The organism is Arthrobacter sp. SRS-W-1-2016 (assembly GCF_002009585.1).
GTDB classification, from domain to species: domain Bacteria; phylum Actinomycetota; class Actinomycetes; order Actinomycetales; family Micrococcaceae; genus Arthrobacter; species Arthrobacter bambusae_A.
The window spans coordinates 35,361-53,745 of the sequence record NZ_MTPV01000014.1; the positions used below are offsets into that span (position 1 = coordinate 35,361).

The 18,385-nt window shown below is 65.4% G+C and carries 19 protein-coding genes; 3 read left to right on the forward strand and 16 right to left on the reverse strand.

Going from position 1 to position 18,385, the window contains the following annotated elements:
- Positions 1-24: 24 nt before the first annotated feature.
- The 3 genes from rplT to infC all read right to left on the reverse strand — a co-directional run bounded on the left by rplT (position 25) and on the right by infC (position 2,118).
- Entirely contained in the window at positions 25-555 is a 531-nt protein-coding gene (gene rplT / locus BMF89_RS03300) for a 50S ribosomal protein L20 (RefSeq protein ID WP_078105655.1), read from the reverse strand.
- Positions 556-672: 117 nt separating this feature from the next.
- Entirely contained in the window at positions 673-867 is a 195-nt protein-coding gene (gene rpmI, locus BMF89_RS03305; RefSeq protein WP_059387794.1) for a 50S ribosomal protein L35, read from the reverse strand.
- A 117-nt stretch (positions 868-984) separates the two neighbouring features.
- Entirely contained in the window at positions 985-2,118 is a 1,134-nt protein-coding gene (infC, locus tag BMF89_RS03310; protein ID WP_307052428.1) for a translation initiation factor IF-3, read from the reverse strand.
- 265 nt (positions 2,119-2,383) lie between these two features.
- Between infC and BMF89_RS03315 the strand changes: the two genes are divergently transcribed.
- Positions 2,384-2,770, forward strand: a complete 387-nt coding sequence (locus tag BMF89_RS03315; protein WP_078105657.1) for a DUF1844 domain-containing protein — start codon at positions 2,384-2,386, stop codon at positions 2,768-2,770.
- 83 nt (positions 2,771-2,853) lie between these two features.
- Here the strand turns inward: BMF89_RS03315 and BMF89_RS03320 are convergent, their stop codons facing one another.
- The 8 genes from BMF89_RS03320 to BMF89_RS03350 all read right to left on the reverse strand — a co-directional run bounded on the left by BMF89_RS03320 (position 2,854) and on the right by BMF89_RS03350 (position 9,094).
- Positions 2,854-4,188, reverse strand: a complete 1,335-nt coding sequence (locus BMF89_RS03320; protein ID WP_078105658.1) for an MFS transporter — start codon at positions 4,186-4,188, stop codon at positions 2,854-2,856.
- 58 nt (positions 4,189-4,246) lie between these two features.
- On the reverse strand, positions 4,247-5,149 hold the full coding sequence (locus BMF89_RS03325) for an SseB family protein (RefSeq protein ID WP_078105659.1): 903 nt from the start codon (positions 5,147-5,149) through the stop codon (positions 4,247-4,249).
- Positions 5,149-5,895, reverse strand: a complete 747-nt coding sequence (gene priA, locus BMF89_RS03330; protein ID WP_078105660.1) for a bifunctional 1-(5-phosphoribosyl)-5-((5-phosphoribosylamino)methylideneamino)imidazole-4-carboxamide isomerase/phosphoribosylanthranilate isomerase PriA — start codon at positions 5,893-5,895, stop codon at positions 5,149-5,151. The genes BMF89_RS03325 and priA overlap by 1 nt, the downstream gene beginning before the upstream one ends.
- A gap of 47 nt (positions 5,896-5,942) precedes the next feature.
- Entirely contained in the window at positions 5,943-6,101 is a 159-nt protein-coding gene (locus BMF89_RS21865; protein WP_171983385.1) for a hypothetical protein, read from the reverse strand.
- 1 nt (position 6,102) lies between these two features.
- Entirely contained in the window at positions 6,103-6,858 is a 756-nt protein-coding gene (gene hisH, locus BMF89_RS03335; RefSeq protein ID WP_078105661.1) for an imidazole glycerol phosphate synthase subunit HisH, read from the reverse strand.
- A complete protein-coding gene (hisB, locus tag BMF89_RS03340; protein ID WP_078105662.1) occupies positions 6,855-7,481 on the reverse strand; it encodes an imidazoleglycerol-phosphate dehydratase HisB in 627 nt (208 codons plus the stop codon). The genes hisH and hisB overlap by 4 nt, the downstream gene beginning before the upstream one ends.
- A gap of 43 nt (positions 7,482-7,524) precedes the next feature.
- On the reverse strand, positions 7,525-8,643 hold the full coding sequence (locus BMF89_RS03345) for a histidinol-phosphate transaminase (RefSeq protein ID WP_078105742.1): 1,119 nt from the start codon (positions 8,641-8,643) through the stop codon (positions 7,525-7,527).
- A gap of 91 nt (positions 8,644-8,734) precedes the next feature.
- A complete protein-coding gene (locus tag BMF89_RS03350; RefSeq protein WP_078105663.1) occupies positions 8,735-9,094 on the reverse strand; it encodes a LysM peptidoglycan-binding domain-containing protein in 360 nt (119 codons plus the stop codon).
- 358 nt (positions 9,095-9,452) lie between these two features.
- On the opposite strand from BMF89_RS03350, the gene lexA reads away from it, so the two are divergent.
- Positions 9,453-10,202, forward strand: a complete 750-nt coding sequence (lexA, locus tag BMF89_RS03355; protein WP_078105743.1) for a transcriptional repressor LexA — start codon at positions 9,453-9,455, stop codon at positions 10,200-10,202.
- Between the two features lie 44 nt (positions 10,203-10,246).
- Here the strand turns inward: lexA and BMF89_RS03360 are convergent, their stop codons facing one another.
- Complete coding sequence (locus tag BMF89_RS03360) at positions 10,247-12,310, reverse strand: ATP-dependent DNA helicase (protein WP_078105664.1); 2,064 nt, start codon at positions 12,308-12,310, stop codon at positions 10,247-10,249.
- A complete protein-coding gene (gene hflX, locus BMF89_RS03365) occupies positions 12,303-13,865 on the reverse strand; it encodes a GTPase HflX (protein WP_078105665.1) in 1,563 nt (520 codons plus the stop codon). The genes BMF89_RS03360 and hflX overlap by 8 nt, the downstream gene beginning before the upstream one ends.
- 387 nt (positions 13,866-14,252) lie before the next feature.
- On the opposite strand from hflX, the gene BMF89_RS03370 reads away from it, so the two are divergent.
- Entirely contained in the window at positions 14,253-14,867 is a 615-nt protein-coding gene (locus tag BMF89_RS03370) for a methyltransferase (RefSeq protein ID WP_078105666.1), read from the forward strand.
- On the opposite strand, the gene dapF is transcribed toward BMF89_RS03370, so the two are convergent.
- From dapF to miaB, 3 genes are read right to left on the reverse strand one after another with little or no spacing between them, the layout of a single operon-like run.
- Positions 14,848-15,816, reverse strand: a complete 969-nt coding sequence (gene dapF / locus BMF89_RS03375) for a diaminopimelate epimerase (protein WP_078105667.1) — start codon at positions 15,814-15,816, stop codon at positions 14,848-14,850. The genes BMF89_RS03370 and dapF overlap by 20 nt on opposite strands.
- A 31-nt stretch (positions 15,817-15,847) precedes the next feature.
- Positions 15,848-16,789: a tRNA (adenosine(37)-N6)-dimethylallyltransferase MiaA gene (gene miaA, locus BMF89_RS03380; RefSeq protein ID WP_078105668.1), complete on the reverse strand. Its 942-nt coding sequence runs from the start codon at positions 16,787-16,789 to the stop codon at positions 15,848-15,850.
- 6 nt (positions 16,790-16,795) lie between these two features.
- Positions 16,796-18,376, reverse strand: a complete 1,581-nt coding sequence (gene miaB, locus BMF89_RS03385) for a tRNA (N6-isopentenyl adenosine(37)-C2)-methylthiotransferase MiaB (RefSeq protein ID WP_078105669.1) — start codon at positions 18,374-18,376, stop codon at positions 16,796-16,798.
- Positions 18,377-18,385 lie beyond the last annotated feature (9 nt).

The following is an 18,385-nucleotide window of genomic DNA, read 5'->3' on the forward strand; positions in this document are numbered from 1 at the left end:
TCCCATGAACTGAGGCTACGCGTGCTACTCAGCAGCTTCAGCGGCCGGCTTCTTCGCAGCCTTGGCCTTGGGGGCCTTGGCAGCGGGCTCTTCGTCGGAAACGGAGGCCTTGACTGCCGGAGCAGCCTTGGTAGCCGCAGAAGTCTTGGCGGCAGCCTTCGGAGCGGACTCGGCCTTGGCGGCCGGAGCGGAGGTGTCGGCCGGCAAGGAATCCTTGGCAACCTGGACCAGTGCGGCGAAAGCGTTGGCGTCGGAGACGGCCAGCTCTGCCAGCATGCGGCGGTCAACCTCGACCTCAGCGGCCTTCAGGCCCTGGATCAGGCGGTTGTAGGTCAGGCCGTTGGCGCGGGATGCAGCGTTGATGCGCTGGATCCAGAGGCGACGGAAGTCGCCCTTCTTCTTGCGGCGGTCGCCGTAGCTGTACACAAACGAGTGCAGCAGCTGCTCTTTAGCCTTGCGGTACAGGCGAGACCGCTGACCGCGGTAACCCTTGGCCCGTTCAAGGACAACCCGACGCTTCTTGTGGGCGTTTACCGCCCGCTTCACACGTGCCACGTGCGTACTCCTTCAAAATTCTTATCCCAAGCTGCTACTGCCGGAAACCCGGCCGGCCTGAGAAGGCTTTGGTGTAGTCGGCAGCTACCGGATGGCAGCAACCAGAAAACTTGGAACTTAGACGCCGAGCATCTTCTTGATGACCTTGGCATCGCCCTTGAAGACGATCTTGTCGCCGGCAAGGCGACGGGTCAGGGTGGAGGACTTGTGCTCCAGGTAGTGGCGGCGGTTGGCCTGCTGACGCTTCAGCTTGCCGGTACCGGTCAGCTTGAAGCGCTTCTTAGCACCACTGTGGGTCTTCATCTTCGGCATGGGAACCGATCTCCTTACGTGTCCGCAGACTGGGTCTGCAGTTCTTTCGTGCAGCCACCCCATAGGAGGCGGCTGCTGCTTTCGTGCCGGGCGGAGGGGATGCCTCCTGCGGCGTGACTAGTTGGTCTTGCGCGCCGCTGGCTTCGGGGCGGCCTTGGGGGCTGCCGGTCGAGCTGCAGGCTTCGGAACCGCGGGCTTCGCCATCGGTTTCGGTACTGGTGTAGCAGCAGGCTTGGGAGCAGCCGGCACAACGGGCTTCGGAGCGGCCTGCTCAGGAGCCTTTGCCGGCTGAGGAGCCTTGACCGGTGCCGGTGCCTTCGCAGGCGCCGCAACCGGGGCAGCCTCAACTACGGGAGCCTTTTCGACAACCGGAGCCGCTTCAGCCACAGGGGCCTCTTCGACAACCGGAGCCGCTTCAACCACAGGGGCCTCTTCGACAACCTTTTCCTCAGCGACCGGAGCCTCTTCGACTTCAGCAGCCTCAGCTTCAACGGTCTCCGGGGCGGTTTCCTCGGCCTGGGTCAAGAGTTCCGCCGGGAGCAAGTCCGCGAGTGACTGGGTCAAGGGAGCATCCTCGCCTGAAACGTCAATCCGGCCTGCAGCCTTGGCTTCATTCTGGGCTTTGGCTTCTGCACGCTGCGCCGCGCGGCGGGCCTCGGCCTTGGCCTCAGCCTTGTTCTTCAGCGGGCCGATCACCATGACCATGTTGCGGCCATCGATACGCGGGCTTGACTCAATCACGCCGACTTCGGCAACATCCTCAGCGAAGCGCTGCAACAGACGGATGCCCATTTCAGGGCGCTGCTGCTCACGTCCGCGGAACTGGATCATGGCCTTTACCTTGTCACCGGCACCCAGGAAGCGAAGCGCGTGGCCGCGCTTGGTCTCGTAGTCGTGGGTATCGATCTTCAGGCGGAAGCGGATTTCCTTCAGAACCGTGTTTGTCTGGTTCTTGCGGGCCTCACGGGCTTTGACAGCGGCTTCGTACTTGTACTTGCCGAAGTCCATCAGCTTGCACACCGGAGGCTTCGCCTGCGGTGCAACTTCAACGAGATCCAGGTCAGCCTCGGCAGCCAGACGCAGGGCGTCCTCAATACGGACGATTCCAACCTGTTCGCCGGCAGGGCCGACCAAACGCACCTCGGGGACGCGGATACGCTCATTGATTCTTGGCTCGCTAATGTCAAAGCTCCTGTTGTTGTGATGAGTATTCCACCGGCAAATAGAGAAGGCCCCCAATTGCTGGCGCAATCGAAGGCCTCGAAGATCGGATACGCCCCTCAATGGGGGCATTCGCACCATCCAAGGTTGACCTTGAACGGTGTCCGACCAGGTACCCGGCAACTTACATCCCCGAAGGGAAACGGCTGACGCGGGTGGGAGAGAACTCCGCTTGCAAACTGAAAATCAATTCTACAGAAATCGGCAACCAACCGCACATTAACGATGGGTGGCCGAGCGCTGCGTATGCCATGGAAATGGCAACTTCCAGTCGGTCTGTGACAAGCTTACCAGCATGAGCACTTCAGACAGCAATTCCCTCGACCACGAGCCCACCGGCACCGATGCCGGAGTAGGCCAGCAGATCCGCGACATTTCGGAAGTTCCGGCTGTTGAGGTCATCACCACCGGCGCGGTTCACCTCATGAGCGCAGCAGCCGTCAAGGTGGGCTTGGCCGACGATCCCGAGGCCGAGGAGCTCAAGGACCTGGACGAGGCCCGCAAACTGATCACCGCGTTGGCCGGACTCGTCACCGCCGCAGCACCGGAAATCGGTTCGCAGCACGCCGGCCCCTTGCGCGACGGCCTCCGCTCCCTGCAGCTTGCGTTCCGCGAGGCGTCCTTGATACCGGACGAGCCGGGCAAGGGCCCGGGCGAAAAGTTCACCGGCCCGGTCAACTGATCCGGACTACCTGTACGACCGCGACGGCGGGCCGGCCCCTTTGGCCGGCCCGCCGTCGTCGTACTATCGCGCTTGGGCGAAACTCAGCTGGCGGGATCTCCCGCGCCGGCGCGGGAGATGGTCAGGCTCCGGCGCCGACGCAGCTGGAGGAACAGCCCGGCCAGGCACAGGATCACTCCCGCCGTCCCGATGGCGACGAAGCCGGCCCAGGGCCCCACTCCGTCGATGAAGAGCCCCGCGACCGGCGAACCGAAGGCTACCCCCGCCGTGAGGGCCGAGCCATACCAGCCCATTGCCTCTCCACGCCGTTCCTCGTCCACGAGGTCGGCGACCTTTTCCGATGCCGCGGACAACACGGGCGCGCAGAGCAGGCCGGGGAGCAGCGACAACAATGCAAGGGTCCAGGTGTCCCCGGCGAAGCCCATCGGAATGGTCAGTGCCGCCATGCCCAGCAGGAGGAGGATGGGTGAAACGGGCCGGTGCATGGCGCCGTAGATGAGCCCGCCGACAACCGAAGAGGCGCACCAGAAGAAGAAGACAATTCCGATCTGGCTCTCGTGCCCGCCGCGCTGCAACACCGCGACGATTCCGACGTCGGTGCCGCTCAGCACCATGCCTGATCCTGCGGCGACGGCGAACACGGCGGCCACCGCCGCGGTGAACCACGTGAAGTTCCGGGCCATCCTTCCCCGCAGCCCGGACGGCTGGAAAACCGTCGGAGCCATCTCGGAGGCGGCTTCCTGGAGATGGGCCGGCGCCGATGCCACCACGGCGGCTTCGGCCGCATGGAGCTCATCGGCATCCCGGTCAGCCGTTTGGCCGGCATCCAGGACGACTTCGCTGCGGGTGGGCGGGTTGAACCAGAACAAGAACAGCCCGGCGGCTGAGGTGCACACACCGACGATGGTCAGGCCGAGGACCGTGAAGCCGCTGGTAGCGACAACTGCGCCCACCGCGGGGCCGATCATGAAGACCACTTCGGTGCCTATGGAGTCCAAGGCATAGGCGGAACGCCGTTGCTCACCGTCAACCAGGACACCGAGGGACTGCCGGATGACGCTGAAGATCGGCAGCGTCAGCAGGCCCCCGACGAAGACGAGCGGAAGGATCCATTCGTAGCTGACGTGGGGCACCACGGACCAAATCACCAGTTCCGACACCACCGACGGAATAAGCGCCTTGCGCAGCCCGACGGTGTCCACGCGCCGGCCCCGCCACGGGGCACCGATCGCGATGCCGATGGTGAAGACCGCGGCGGCAGCACCGGCAGCGGCATATCCCTTGCCCAGGGTGAGCACGATGTGCAAAGTGAGCAGGACCCCGGCTGCCGAGTGCGGTATGCGGGCCACCATGCCCACCAAGAGGAGACGCCGCACGGACGTGATGGACAGCATCTCCCGGTAGAGAGAGAAATTCACGAGCTACATCCCCTGTTCTGCCGAGGGCAGGACAAGGACGTTCCCCCTGTGCCTCCGGCTACTGTGCCGCCCGCTGCAGGCTGACTTCGATGGAGTCAACCCGTTCGGCGAACAATTCATTCTGCGCCCAACGCCCGTTCAGCCCGGCGACGAGGTCCTGCACCGCTGCGGCGTCCAAGCCGTCTTCCAGATACAGCACCACGCGCAATTCGGGCCCGGGTCCTCCGCCGGCCATGGCCGATCCGTCAGCCGTGCGCGAAGCCATTCCCGATCCCGGCCGCACCTCCAGGCGCCGCACGGCCGGGTACACCCCTGCCAGGGAATTGAGAGCAGCCTCCAGTTCATCATCAAGGTACGACGGCGTCCAGTCACGTTGCTGCGCCAGCGACCACATGGCGGGCCGTCGCACAACGAAGGTCACATCGGAACCGGGGTCGAGCACGAGCAGCTGGGCTCCCTCCGAGACAGCCGACAGCGCTGCCCGGGCCGCGTAGACTGCGACGGGACGGGCCTGCGGGTGCCAGGACTCAAGTGCGCCGGCCGAAGTGAACACGGGCATGGCCGTGCGGCCATCCGGCGCTTTCAGTGTCACGAGCGCCATGTCGGCCTGCTTGTCGGCATGGAGGCCGTCCACGCCCTCTGCTTCCTCAGCAAGCTGGGCCACGACCGGAACGAAGACCCTGGCGGTCGCCAGGGAAGCCACCACACCGGCCTCGCTCCCGGTACCCGCGAGCAGGGCCGCGACGGCGGCGAGGTACCCGGCGTCGGCCGTTCCGTCGTCGTCTTCGAAGTTGTGGATCTTGGCGGCGTCTCCGCTCAAATCCCGGCCCGCCCAGGGCTGGCCGGCGGAATCGGCTGCTCCCCCGGCACCTGCGAGGGCCGCGGCGATGTGCCCGGGCAACTGCCGGGGCGCCGGAGTCGAATCCTTGTCAGCGGCCGGGGACCGTGGATCGTGGGACATCAGCGGCGCCCGGCGACGTCCAGGGCTTCCGGAAGGGTGAAGGCCCCGGCGTACAGCGCCTTGCCGACGATCGCTCCTTCGACCCCGAGCGGCACGAGTTCGCGGAGCACCCGCAGGTCCTCCAGGCTCGAGATTCCGCCGGACGCAATGACAGGTTTGCCGGTCTTTTCCACCATCTGGCGCAGCAGCTCGACGTTGGGACCCTGAAGGGTCCCGTCTTTCGTCACGTCGGTGACCACGTAGCGGGCGCAGCCGGCGTCCTCAAGGCGGGCGAGCACTTCCCAGAGATCCCCGCCTTCCTTGGTCCAGCCCCGGCCTGCGAGGGTTGTGCCGCGGACGTCGAGCCCGACGGCGATCTTGTCACCGAAGCGGTCGATGGCCCGGCGTGTCCACTCGGGGTCCTCCAACGCGGCGGTTCCCAGGTTCACCCGGGCGACGCCGAGCTCGAGTGCGCGCTCAAGGGATTCATCGTCGCGCAGTCCGCCGGACAACTCCACCTTGACGTTCAGCTGGGAAACAACCTCGGTGATGAGGCCGGCGTTGTTGCCGCGGCCGAAGGCGGCGTCGAGGTCCACCATGTGCACCCACTCGGCTCCGGCATTCTGCCAGTTCAGCGCTGCTTCCAGCGGGGTGCCGTAGCTTGTCTCGGAACCGGCTTCTCCCTGAAGGAGACGGACGGCCTGGCCGTCCACGATGTCGACGGCGGGCAGGAGTTCCAGAACTGGCAGTTCGGAGGCGGTGGTCATTGAAGTCCTCGGTGTTTGTGGGGACGGGCGTCAGTTGCCCGGCCGGGTCATTTAGGGGCCAGGGTGAAGAGATAGGCAGCCAGCAGTGCAAGGCCGGCGAGTACGTAGAACGAAACGGAAACCCAGGCGGGGCGTTTCTGCTGGTGGAAGGAGATACCGCCGCCGACCAGCAGCCCGGCCGTGCCCATGAGGATAACGGACCACATATCAGGCAGTTCCTTCGGCTTCGCTCGCGTGCGGTTGGGACTTGGCCTGTGGACGCAGGCCCTCAACCCAGTTGCGCAGGAGCCGCGCTCCGGCGTCACCCGACTTCTCGGGGTGGAATTGCGTGGCGCACAACGGTCCGTTTTCCACGGCGGCGATGAAGGGGGCGCCGTGTTCGGACCAGGTTACCTTCGGCGGGGCCATGCGCGGCTGGACGACGTCGAATTCCCACTTCTGCACGCCGTACGAGTGCACGAAATAGAACCGTTCATGCTCGACGCCGGCGAACAGCTTCGAGCCTTCCGGCACGTCCACCGTGTTCCAGCCCATGTGCGGGACAACGGGCGCCGGCAGGAGCTCCACCTTGCCCGGCCACTCGCCCATGCCTTCGGCTTCGGTTCCGTGCTCCACACCGGCTTCGAACAGCACCTGGAGCCCGACGCAGATACCGAGGACGGGCCTGCCCCCGGCAACACGCCGGCCGATCATCCGGATCGCGTCGACTGCCTTGAGTTCGCGCATCACTGTTTCGAAGGCGCCGACGCCGGGGACCAGGAGCCCGTCAGCGTTCAGGACGTCTTCAGGCTTGGCGCTCAGTGTGACTGCCGCACCGGCACGCTCAAGGGCGCGGACTGCCGAGCGGACATTGCCCGAGCCGTAGTCAAGGACCGTTACGGTCGGCTTGCCCTCAGGCGAGACGATGCGGCTGGCGGCCTTCGGATCCACCACGGCGCCATCCTTGAGGATATGCGTACTCACAGGGCACCCTTGGTGGACGGAATGCCCTCGACCCGGGGATCGGACTCGACGGCGGAACGGAGTGCACGGGCGAATGCCTTGAACTGGGCCTCGACGATGTGGTGCGGATCCCGGCCGGCCAGGACATTCATGTGGAGGCAGATGCCGGCGTGCAGGGTAATGGCCTCAAAGACGTGGCGGGTCAGCGAACCGGTGAAGTGTCCGCCGATCAGGTGGTATTCCTGGCCGGCGGGCTCACCGCCGTGGACCAGGTAAGGGCGTCCGGAGACGTCGACGACGGCGTGGGCCAACGCTTCATCCAACGGAACCGTGGCCTCGCCGAAGCGACGGATACCGGCTTTGTTGCCCAACGCGGTGCGCAGGACCTCGCCGAAGGTGATCGCAACGTCCTCCACCGTGTGGTGGGCGTCGATGTGGGTGTCTCCCGTCGCCTTGACGGTCATGTCGATGAGCGAATGCTTGGAGAGCGCCGTCAGCATGTGGTCATAGAACGGCACTGAGGTGCTGATGTCCGAGACTCCCGTGCCGTCGAGGTTGATTTCAACCAGGACGGAGGACTCACTGGTGGTGCGTTCCATGCGTGCAGTCCGGGCGGCCGCCGTGCTGGCGCCGTTTTCGCTCATTGATATGTCCTTAGGAGGAAGGTGTGGTGGGGCTTGTCCAAGTCTAGGCCGGTGAGGGAGCCTGGCCGTCCAGCAAGGCTTCGAGCGCCTCAAGGAAGGCCGTGGTCTCCGGCTCCGTGCCTGCCGTCACCCGGAGGTGGCCCGGTATGCCGACGTCGCGGATCAGGACTCCACGCTCCAGCAGGCCTTGCCACAGGGCATGGGGGTTTTCGATTCCGCCGAAGAACACATAGTTCGAATCGGAGGCGGCCGGGGTGAAGCCCATGCGGGTCAACTCGCTGACAATGCGATCGCGCTGGATCTTGATGTCTTCGACGTCGGCCATGAGGGCTTCGCGGTGCCGGAGGGCGGCCAGCGCAGTCGCCTGGGTGATGGCGGAGAGGTGATAGGGAAGGCGGACCAGGCGGATCGCGTCGGCGACCTCGGGGGCAGCGGCCATATAGCCGATGCGTGCACCGGCGAGGGCGAAGGCCTTGCTCATGGTCCGGGAGACGATCAGGCGCTCCCGGCCAGGGAGGAGCGTCAGCGCGCTTGGCGTATTATCGTGGGCGAACTCGTGGTAGGCCTCGTCCACGATCACGACTGTCTGGCTTGCTTCGCCTGCCTCGTACACGGCTTCGACAACATCCAGGCCAAGTCCCGTGCCGGTGGGGTTGTTCGGCGAGCAAAGGAACACGACGTTCGGTTTGAGTTCGCGCACCTGCGCGGCGGCCGAGGCTGCATCGAGTCCGTAGTCATCGCCGCGAACACCCGCAATGTAGGCGGTGTCGGTGCCGCTGGCCAGCAGGGGGTACATGGAGTACGTGGGAGGGAACCCGAGCGCGGACCGTCCGGGGCCACCGAAAACCTGGAGGATCTGCTGTAGCACTTCATTGGAACCGTTGGCCGCCCAGATATTCTCGGCAGCGAGGTCGTGGCCAAGGTATTCCGCCAAGGCCTCGCGCAGTTCAGTGAACTCACGGTCCGGATAGCGGTTCAGTCCGGTCGCGGCTGCCGCCACCGCTTCGGTGATGGCCGCCTGGACATCGGCCGGAACGCCATGCGTATTCTCGTTGACGTTGAGCAAAATCGGGACATCAAGCTGCGGCGCGCCATACGGGCTCAGGCCGCGGAGGTTGGTCCGTAGGGGAAGTCGGTCAAGTCGCTCAAGCTGCTCACTCACCATGACAGTTTAAGGTGCCACGGCGGATGCCCTGAAACTGTGACGGCCCTGCGCCCGTTCAGGCGGGCTGCCACCCGGGACGAAAGTGCCCTCAGGTGGCAGGAATGAACAGTTGCTGGCCCGGTACGATGCGTCCGTCCTGCAGGTTGTTCAGCTGGATAATCTCGGCTACGACATCGCGAGGATCCCGGGAAGGCGCCGCCTTCCCTGCAATCCCCCACAAAGATTCGCCCATTTGAACCGTGACACTCGTGCTGGACGTGGGCTGTAGCTCGGCGGCGGAGTCAGCAGCCTTGGCCGGTGAATTCAGGAATCCCGCCAGGCTGAGCAGCGCTGCAACCACGAGCATTGCCGGGAGGCCGAAGAAGACCATACGGCCCCGGCGTGTCAGGCGAAGCCTGCCCGGTGCCGCACTGCGGCCTGGGGTGTGGGTGATGGTGATTGCGGACATGAGCTGAGCCCTTCTGAACAATGCCGCATTCCGGAATCTCTGGGTGCGGCTGCCAATTCTTGCCTTCAGTCAGTGCGTTGCAAGCCGATTGTTCGTCCATGTCTTCGAACGAACACCCGGATCTCGCAGCACTTTTATAGAACACATATTCGAACCTTGCTAAGACATTTTTAGCACTTATCAACGAACGATGTCGAGACTCGCTAGAACAAATGTTTGATAAACGCCTGTGCCTGCCCTACGTTTGAGTGAAGGAACGAGCACTGAATCAGTGCAACAGGAGGGTCTGACATTTCAGGCCGACAGTCCCGGCAAGCGCCTCAGCGGCGGACGGGCGGAACGGAAGGCGTTGGCAAACATGGCAGCGAAAGCCACTGGCAGCGGGTCGGCCTCATCGCGGAGCCAGCAGCCACAGAAGGCCCCCAAGAGCCTGACCGTCCGCCAGAAGAAAATCCTGGAGACCATCCAGCGTTCAGTGAACGATCATGGCTATCCGCCGTCGATGCGCGAAATCGGGGACACGGTTGGCTTGGCCAGCCTGTCCAGTGTCACGCACCAGTTGTCACAACTTGAGAAGCTCGGCTATCTCCGTCGCGATCCCAAGCGTCCGCGGGCGATGGAAGTCCTCATGCCATTGACCTTGGACGGAGGCTCGGTCATTCCCGGCGTCGAGGCTCCGGCGAAACTCCGGAGCGCGGGCGGCCTGGCCGTCACGGAGCTCGCGAGTGCCAGCGACACGGCCATGGTTCCCCTCGTGGGGCGCATTGCTGCCGGTGGACCCATCCTGGCCGACCAGACCGTTGAAGATGTCCTCCCGCTGCCCCGCCAGCTGGTTGGCCATGGCGAGCTCTTCATGCTGAAGGTCGCCGGTGATTCCATGATCGACGCCGCTATCTGCGATGGCGACTGGGTGGTGGTACGGCGGCAGAACGACGCACTCAACGGCGACATCGTGGCCGCGCTCCTGGACGACGAAGCCACCGTCAAGACCTTCCGTCAGCGCGACGGCCACACATGGCTGCTCCCCCAGAACACGCAGTACGAGCCTATCCTGGGTGACCATGCCACCATCATGGGCAAGGTCGTCTCGGTCCTGCGCTCACTCTAGGACGCGCCCACTCTAGGACGCGCCCGAGCCCGGACGCGCCCGCTTTAAGCGTTGGCCGACTCGGCGTAAAGCCGCTCGAGCGCACCGCGCACCACTGAACGGTCCGTCGTGGGCCAGAAGGGCGGCAAAGCTGCCCGGAGGAAGTTGCCGTAGCGTTCCGTCGAAAGCCGTGAATCCAGTACTGCCACCACGCCTTTGTCCCCCGTTGAGCGGATGAGGCGGCCTGCTCCCTGGGCCAGCCGGATGGCCGCGTGCGTCGCGGACACTGCCATGAAACCGTTGCCCCCGGCCTGCGCGACCGCGCGTGATCGTGCCGTCATCAGGGGATCGTCCGGACGAGGGAACGGGATCCGGTCGATGACGACGAGCCGGCAGGAACCGCCAGGAACGTCGACGCCCTGCCAGAGGGACATGGTGCCGAACAGGCACGTGTCCTCTTCCTCGGCAAACTGCCTGACCAACGCGGCCATGGTCGATTCGCCTTGGCACAGGATGTCCACGTCCAGGCGCGACCGCATCGCGTCCGCGGCGTCCTCCGCTGCACGGCGGGACGAAAAGAGGCACAACGCTCCGCCGTGGGAGGCTTTGATGAGTTCTTCAAGTTCGTCGAGCGCCTCGGGCGAGGTGCCGCGCCCGGGCTTGGGCAGGTGCTTGGCGACGTACAGCATGCCTTGCTTCGGATAGTCAAACGGCGAGCCGACATCCACGCCGGTCCAGCTCGGGGCGCCTTGGCCAGTCAGGCCAAGCCCGCCGGCGGTGGCCTCGAAGGCAGAGCCAATGGCCAAGGTGGCGGAGGTCAGGACCACGGTATGGCCTGCGAAGAGACCTTCCCGGAGGCGTCCGGCAACGCTGAGCGGCGCGATGTTGATGAGCGCCGGCGAATCCTCGTCAGGCGCCGTGTAGCCCTGCTGCGGATCGAAGGTGCTGTTCCGGGACAACCACACGACTTCCCGGTTTTCCCGGGCGGAGAGCAGCCGTTCGCACAACTCAAGGATCAGCATGAGCCGTGAGCGCGCGAGCTGGCGTCCGCCGTCGACCGCGTTGGACGAATCCCCCTTCGAATCGGAAAGCGCCGCACGGCACGCTTCCCGGAGCTGGTCCACGCAATCCAGCTGTTCATCATTGAGCCCGTTGGGCAGGAGGCCGGACGGCGCACCGATGATCGCGAGTTCCAGGCGGTCGGCTGCGGCGTTCAGCGCGTCCACGGTGATGGCTGTATGTTTGCGGGCGCTCGAGGCCGCGGCATGGATCATCGCCACCGACAGCTGTCCGGACACGGCACCGGTCACCCGGTCCTGGAGCTCGTGGGCCTCGTCGACCACTACGACGTCGTACTCGGGCAGCACGGCCAAGCCTTCGAAGGCGCTGACGGCGAGCATCGCATGGTTGGTGACCACGACGTCGGACTCCGCGGCACGGTGGCGGGACAGCTCACTGAAGCACTCCTCCGCCATCGGACACTTCTGCGCGCCGAGGCATTCCATCGACGTGACCGATACTTGGCGCCAGGCCCGGTCTGTCACACCCGGCATGAGTTCGTCGCGGTCCCCTGTGGTGGTCTTCCCGGCCCACTCGCGCAGCCGCAGGACTTCCTTGCCGAGCTGCGAGGCCGGCCCGCCGATGGCTGCGGCGAGATGCGGGACGCTGGTGTCCTCGCCGAGGGAGAACAACTGCCCCTCGGCGGGCTCCTCGCTCGGGAAACCGCCCTCCAGCTTGTGCCGGCACACATAGTTGGCCCGGCCCTTAACCAGGGCGATGCTGACCGGACGTTCCAGCTCCGGATTGATGGTTTCCAGGAGGCGGGGCAGGTCCCGGCCCACGATCTGCGTCTGCAGGGCAAGGGTAGCCGTGGACACCAGCGTGGGCTTGTTGCTTTCCATCGCGTGCGCAATGAGCGGAATCAGGTACGCGAGGGACTTGCCCGTGCCCGTGCCCGCCTGGACCAGGAGATGTTCGCCGGTCTCGATCGCCCGCGCCACCTGCCTGGCCATCTGGTGCTGGCCCGTGCGGTTTTGCCCGCCCATGCCGGCCACGGCTTTGTCCAGGAGTTCGAGGGCGATCCGCTCCCCCACGGTTTCGCCGCGCTCCCCCGCCTCTGGATCAACCATTGCTGACGAACGACTCCAACTCGGCGGCGAGGTTCTCATGGACCATGGCCACCACGCGGGTGCCTTCCTCCTCATGCTCGAGGCTGAGGATTTCGGCGTCGGTGTTGTGCAGCTTGTTGATGAGCTCGCCGCGGTTGTACGGAATCAGGACCTCAAGGCGCACGCCGGGGCGCGGAATGGCCTCGCTGATGGCTCCAAGGAGCTCCGCAATGCCCTGCCCTGTGCGCGTGGACACCACGACGTGGCGTGGCTCTTTCTGCTTGAGCCGCTCAATGACGAACGGATCCGCGGCGTCCGCCTTGTTCAGGACAATGATTTCCGGGATCTTCCGGGCATCCACTTCGCTGAACACCGTGCGGACGGCGGCGATCTGGCCTTCCGGATCGGGATGCGAAACGTCCACCACGTGGAGGATCAGATCGGCGTCGGCCACCTCTTCCAGCGTGGAACGGAAAGCCTCCACGAGCTGGGTGGGCAACGAACGCACAAAGCCGACGGTGTCCGAGAGCGTGTAGCCGATCCCGTCAGGTGTCTGGGCTTTGCGGACCGTGGGATCCAAGGTGGCGAACAACGCGTTCTCCACGAGGACACCGGCGTCCGTAAGGCGATTGAGCAGCGACGACTTTCCGGCGTTCGTGTAACCGGCGATGGCGACCGAAGGAACGGCGTTACGACGGCGGTTGGCCCGCTTGGTCTCGCGCGAGGGCTTCATCGCCGCGATTTCACGGCGAAGCTTGGCCATGCGTGTGCGGATTCGACGGCGGTCCAGCTCAATCTTGGTTTCACCAGGACCACGCGAACCCATGCCGGCGCCGGCGCCGCCCACCTGGCCACCGGCCTGGCGGGACATGGAATCGCCCCAACCACGCAGGCGCGGCAACAGGTATTCCAGCTGTGCGAGCTCAACCTGGGCCTTGCCCTCGCGGCTCTTGGCATGCTGCGCGAAGATGTCGAGGATCAACGTGGTGCGGTCCACCACCTTGACCTTGACGATGTCTTCAAGGCCGCGCCGCTGGGACGGCGCCAGTTCGGCGTCGACCACCACGGTGTCCGCTCCGGTGGACATCACGATGTCCTTGAGCTCCAAGGCTTTGCCTGAGCCAAGGAACGTGCCGGGGTCCGGCTTCATGCGGCGCTGGACGATGCCGTCCAAGACTTCCGAACCGGCCGTTTCGGCCAGCGCGGCAAGTTCCCTGAGCGAATTCTCGGCGTCAGCCAGGGTGCCTTCGGTCCAGAGGCCTGCCAGCACGACTCGCTCAAGGCGCAGCTGCCGGTATTCGACCTCGGTGACATCTTCCAGTTCCGTGGACAGGCCCGCGGTGCGGCGCAACGCCCGGCGCTCGGCCAGGTCCTCTTGGTCGCCGTCGTAGACGCTGTGTTCATTGTCCAGGCGGGAAATCGCCTGGGCCTTGCCAAACACGCCCCGGGGTTCGTCGCGGTCCTGCACCATGGCAGGTGCGTCCTTGGAGAGAATCCGGTCGATGACAGCCTGGATTTCTTCAGGACTCATGTCCTGGGCGTCGGAATCGGGTCCGGTGTTCTTCTGCGTGGTCATGGTCTCCTTTAGGGGGTTCGGCATTTCCAGAATAGTGCCGATTCGTCTCTTATGGCGCGGAATTCGCGCAGGGCTGATGCCTGGCAAGCCCCTGCCGATGGTCCGGGCATCCATCCGGAGGGGCTGCGCGGAGTGCGTGCACAGTTCCCAAGGGCGGAAGGGGGCCGATCTGCTGAGTATCCAGGCGTCAAGAACAGCGTCTGGAATGGACATGCCAAGGCGGAATGGCGCTGCACATGGTGCAGGCCTGCGTCGCGGGCGGTGCCGGCTACTCAAAGATCAGGAACATGCGCACCAGACTATCAGACCGCGTCAAGCACGGGTTGGGCCGGCCCGGGGCGACGCGCGGTTTCCCTTGCCCGCTGCTGGCCACTAATCTGGCAAGCTATGGAGTCTGCTCACTATTTCAGCGCACAGCCCGCGGGGCCGTTCACCCGCAAGCCCCTCACGGTGGAACTGGCCGGCGCGACCCGCCGGCTCCAGACATCGGGCGGCATTTTCAGCCCCGACGGGATCGACAAGGGAACTGCGATCCTGCTCTCCGAGGTTCCTGCGCCCGCCCCGCAGGGAAATCTGCTGGACATCGGCTGCGGCTGGGGTCCCATTGCCCTGACGATGGGGCTCATGGCGCCGCACGCGCGCGTCTACGCCGTTGATGTCAACGAGCGCTGCGTCACCTTGACGAACGAGAACGCCGCCCTGCTGGAACTTGGGAATGTCACCGCGAGCCTGCCCGACGACGTCGACCCTGACGTGATGTTCGACACCATCTGGTCCAACCCGCCCATCCGCATCGGCAAGGATGGACTCCACGAGCTGCTGCTCGCGTGGCTGCCACGGCTCGCGCCGGGTGGAACCGCCTGGCTTGTGGTGCAGAAAAACCTCGGGGCGGACTCGCTTCAGCGCTGGCTGGCCGATACCCTCGACGGTTCCTTCTCGGTATCCCGGGAAAGCACCGCGAAATCCTTCCGCGTCCTGCGGATCAGGAAAGCGTCCCGCTAGCGACAATCACGGCGGGCCCGCTCAGCTCCACATGTTCACGGCCGCTTTCGCCCGGGAAGAACCGCACCCCGACGACGCCGCCCGGCACCTTGACGCGCCACGTGTCCGGGGCGCCTTCCCCTGCCCAGTGGCGGATGGCGACCGCGGCCGCGCAGGCGCCGGTGCCGCACGATTGGGTCTCACCCACGCCGCGTTCGTGGACCCGCATGGTGATGTTGCCGATTCCTTCGTGAACGAGGGGCTCCGCGGGAACCACGAATTCGACATTGGTGCCGTTGGCCGGCTTGGGATCCACGACAGGCGCCTCGAAGAGCTGCGTGGATTTGAGCTCCGAGAGTTCGGCCAATGCCACCACGGTGTGCGGGTTGCCCATGCTGATGGAAAGGGCGGGCCGGGCGACCTCCAGTCCGTCGGCGCTGACGAGGGAGTCCATGGCCTTGCTCGTGGCATCCTTGGGGAAAATGAATTCCCACGGGCCCATGTCCACCGCATAGCCGTCAGCGGTCCGGACAATCTTCTTGATGCCGCCGCGCGTCCCGATGGTCAAGGATTCACCGGCGTTGAGCGTGACAAGGCCCTGCTCGATGAGGAATTCGACGAACACCCGGACGCCGTTGCCGCACATTTCGGACAGCGAACCGTCTCCATTGCGGTAGTCCATGAACCACTCGGCATCGGAGTCCGCTTCGAGGAGCTGGAGGCCTTCGGGCAGGTACCGTGAAGGGACAGCCCGGATGAGCCCGTCCCCTCCGATGCCCAGGTGGCGGTCACAGAGTGCCGCGACTTGCTCCGGTGAGATCTGGTGCGCGTCATCGGGGTCTGCGACGAGGACGAAGTCGTTGCCCGTACCGTGCCCCTTGGAGAAGGCCAGTCCGTGAAGTCCGGAGGCGGGTACGGAACCGCCGGCAGCGGCAGGCTGCGGGGCGGAAAATGCAAGGGTTTCATCCATGGCTCAAGGCTACCTGCCCGAAGGGGCCCGCCTAAATCACGGACACGTGGCTTGCGCAGATTTCTGTCGCTTTGGCCACCAAATCCGGATCCTGCCAGCCCAGCCAGTGGATCCGGGGGTCGGCCCGGAACCAGGTGAGCTGGCGCCGGGCGAATTGCCGGGTGGCCACGATGGTTTCTTCGGCCGCTGCCGCCGTATCGGATTCGCCGTCGAGGACCTTCAGGAACTGGGCGTATCCGAGCGCCCGCGATGCCGTCTTGCCTTGTCGCAGTCCGGAGGCGTCGAGCCGCGCGACCTCTTCAAGGAGTCCAGCGTCCACCATCCTCAGCACGCGCTCGGCCAAACGCTCGCGCAGCACTGGCCGGTCGACGTCGAGCCCTATCTGCACGGCCGGCTGGAAGTACTCGCGCTGCGGCATGAAGGAGCTGAACGGGCGCCCGGTGAGCTCGAACACTTCCAGCGCGCGGATGATCCGGCGCGCGTCACCGAGCCGTCCCGCGGAAACGGGGTCGACAAGTTGCAGCCGTACCTGGAGGCCTGCAAGACCGGAGGTTTCGTGCTCCAGCTCCAGCCGTTGCCGTACACCGGGGTCCGTCCCGGGAAATTCCAGGACATCCAACGCCGCCCGGACGTAGAGGCCGGAGCCGCCCGCCAGGATGGCCCGCTTGCCGCGGCTTTGGATTTCACGGATGGCGGCCCGGCAATCGGTTTGGAAAGCCGAGACGCTGGCTTCCTCGGTGACATCCATGGTGTCCAGGAGGTGGTGGGGCACTCCCCTTCGTTCGGCGACGCTGATCTTGGCCGTGCCGATGTCCATGCCACGGTAGAACTGCATGGCATCGGCGTTGATGACCTCGCCGTCCATCGCGAGGGCGAGGTTGACGGCGAGATCGGATTTGCCGGAACCGGTGGGGCCGACGACGGCGATCACGGGCGGAAGCGGATCAGCTGATCCGGCCGGTACTGCTGCCATGCCGGGCTAGCCGCGTCGTACGGGGAGCGACGGCATACCGAGGGAGACGGCTTTGAGGCCGCCGGGCGCGGCGCCTGCGCCACTCGGTGCCGGAGCGCCGCAGGAATCGGCCTGGGAGCGGTCCCACGCGTCACCGGCCCGGGAGCGCCGCAGGCTGTAGTCCGCCGTCGTCGCCGGATCGGAGACGAGGTGGAAGGCAGCGGCCTCGGTGATCGTCACGGTGACGAAGTCGCCGGGCCGCGGGGCCTCTGCGCCTTCGGGCACGGAGAAGTGGACCAAACGCTGGTCCTGGGAACGACCGGACAAGCGATGCGTTTCTTCTGCCTTGCGGCCGGACTGGGCGGTGACAAGCAGTTCAACCCGGCGTCCAAGCTGTTTCGCGTTCTCCTCCGCCGCGATGCGGTCCTGGAGGGCGGTCAGCCGCTCGTAACGTTCCTGGACGACCGCTTTGGGCAGCTGTTCCGGAAGGTCCGCTGCCGGGGTGCCCGGGCGCTTGGAGTACTGGAAGGTGAACGCCGAGGCGAAGCGCGACTTCTCGACGACGTCGAGCGTTGCTTGGAAGTCCTCTTCCGTCTCGCCGGGGAAACCCACGATGATATCGGTGGTGATCGCGGCGTGGGGAATCCTGTCGCGGACTTTGTCCAGGATGCCCAGGAACTTCGTGGAGCGGTACGAGCGGCGCATGTCCTTGAGTACCTTGTCCGAGCCGGACTGGAGGGGCATGTGCAACTGCGGCATGACATTGGCCGTCTCGGCCATCGCGTCGATGACGTCGTCGGTGAATGCAGCCGGGTGCGGGCTGGTGAAGCGGACACGCTCGAGACCGGCGATGTCACCGCAGGCGCGGAGCAGCTTGGAGAACGCCAAGCGGTCCCCGAACTCCACGCCGTAGGAATTCACGTTCTGGCCGAGCAGGGTGACTTCGACGGCGCCATCATCCACCAGCGCCTGGATTTCGGCGAGGATGTCTCCGGGACGGCGGTCCTTCTCCTTGCCGCGGAGCGACGGCACGATGCAGAAGGTGCAGGTGTTGTTGCAACCGACGGAGATGGAAACCCAGCCCGAGTACACGGAGTCGCGTTTGGTCGGCAGGGTGGACGGGAACACGTCCAGCGATTCCAGGATTTCGAGCTGCGCCTCATTGTTGTGGCGGGCCCGGTCCAGCAGCGCGGGCAGCGCCCCCACGTTGTGGGTGCCGAACACCGCATCCACCCACGGCGCCTTGCGCACGATGGTTTCGCGGTCCTTTTGCGCCAGGCATCCGCCCACGGCGATCTGCATTCCCGGGTGGGCTGCCTTGACTTGCTTGAGTTCCCCGAGGTTGCCGTACAGCTTGTTGTCGGCGTTCTCACGCACGGCGCAGGTATTGAAAACCACGACGTCGGCGACGCCGCCATCGAACGGCACGTATCCTGCGTCCTCCAGGAGCCCTGCCATGCGCTCGGAGTCATGGACGTTCATTTGGCAACCGAAGGTGCGGACCTGGTAGGTGCGCTTCGCCCCATGGTCTGATGCCGTATCGCTGACCGGGGCCGGTGTGGGCTGCTGAAGGGGGGCTGGTGCTGGTGCTGCGGAAGGGGAACTCACCAATCTAGG

What these genes read in the sequence shown, in the direction of transcription:
- rpmI (WP_059387794.1), bottom strand. Translation starts at nt 867, where the DNA reads ATGCCGAAGATGAAGACCCACAGTGGTGCTAAGAAGCGCTTCAAGCTG.
- BMF89_RS03315 (WP_078105657.1), top strand. Translation starts at nt 2,384, where the DNA reads ATGAGCACTTCAGACAGCAATTCCCTCGACCACGAGCCCACCGGCACC.
- BMF89_RS03325 (WP_078105659.1), bottom strand. Translation starts at nt 5,149, where the DNA reads ATGTCCCACGATCCACGGTCCCCGGCCGCTGACAAGGATTCGACTCCG.
- priA (WP_078105660.1), bottom strand. Translation starts at nt 5,895, where the DNA reads ATGACCACCGCCTCCGAACTGCCAGTTCTGGAACTCCTGCCCGCCGTC.
- BMF89_RS21865 (WP_171983385.1), bottom strand. Translation starts at nt 6,101, where the DNA reads ATGTGGTCCGTTATCCTCATGGGCACGGCCGGGCTGCTGGTCGGCGGC.
- hisB (WP_078105662.1), bottom strand. Translation starts at nt 7,481, where the DNA reads ATGAGCGAAAACGGCGCCAGCACGGCGGCCGCCCGGACTGCACGCATG.
- BMF89_RS03350 (WP_078105663.1), bottom strand. Translation starts at nt 9,094, where the DNA reads ATGTCCGCAATCACCATCACCCACACCCCAGGCCGCAGTGCGGCACCG.
- lexA (WP_078105743.1), top strand. Translation starts at nt 9,453, where the DNA reads ATGGCAGCGAAAGCCACTGGCAGCGGGTCGGCCTCATCGCGGAGCCAG.
- BMF89_RS03360 (WP_078105664.1), bottom strand. Translation starts at nt 12,310, where the DNA reads ATGGTTGATCCAGAGGCGGGGGAGCGCGGCGAAACCGTGGGGGAGCGG.
- hflX (WP_078105665.1), bottom strand. Translation starts at nt 13,865, where the DNA reads ATGACCACGCAGAAGAACACCGGACCCGATTCCGACGCCCAGGACATG.
- BMF89_RS03370 (WP_078105666.1), top strand. Translation starts at nt 14,253, where the DNA reads ATGGAGTCTGCTCACTATTTCAGCGCACAGCCCGCGGGGCCGTTCACC.
- dapF (WP_078105667.1), bottom strand. Translation starts at nt 15,816, where the DNA reads ATGGATGAAACCCTTGCATTTTCCGCCCCGCAGCCTGCCGCTGCCGGC.
- miaA (WP_078105668.1), bottom strand. Translation starts at nt 16,789, where the DNA reads ATGGCAGCAGTACCGGCCGGATCAGCTGATCCGCTTCCGCCCGTGATC.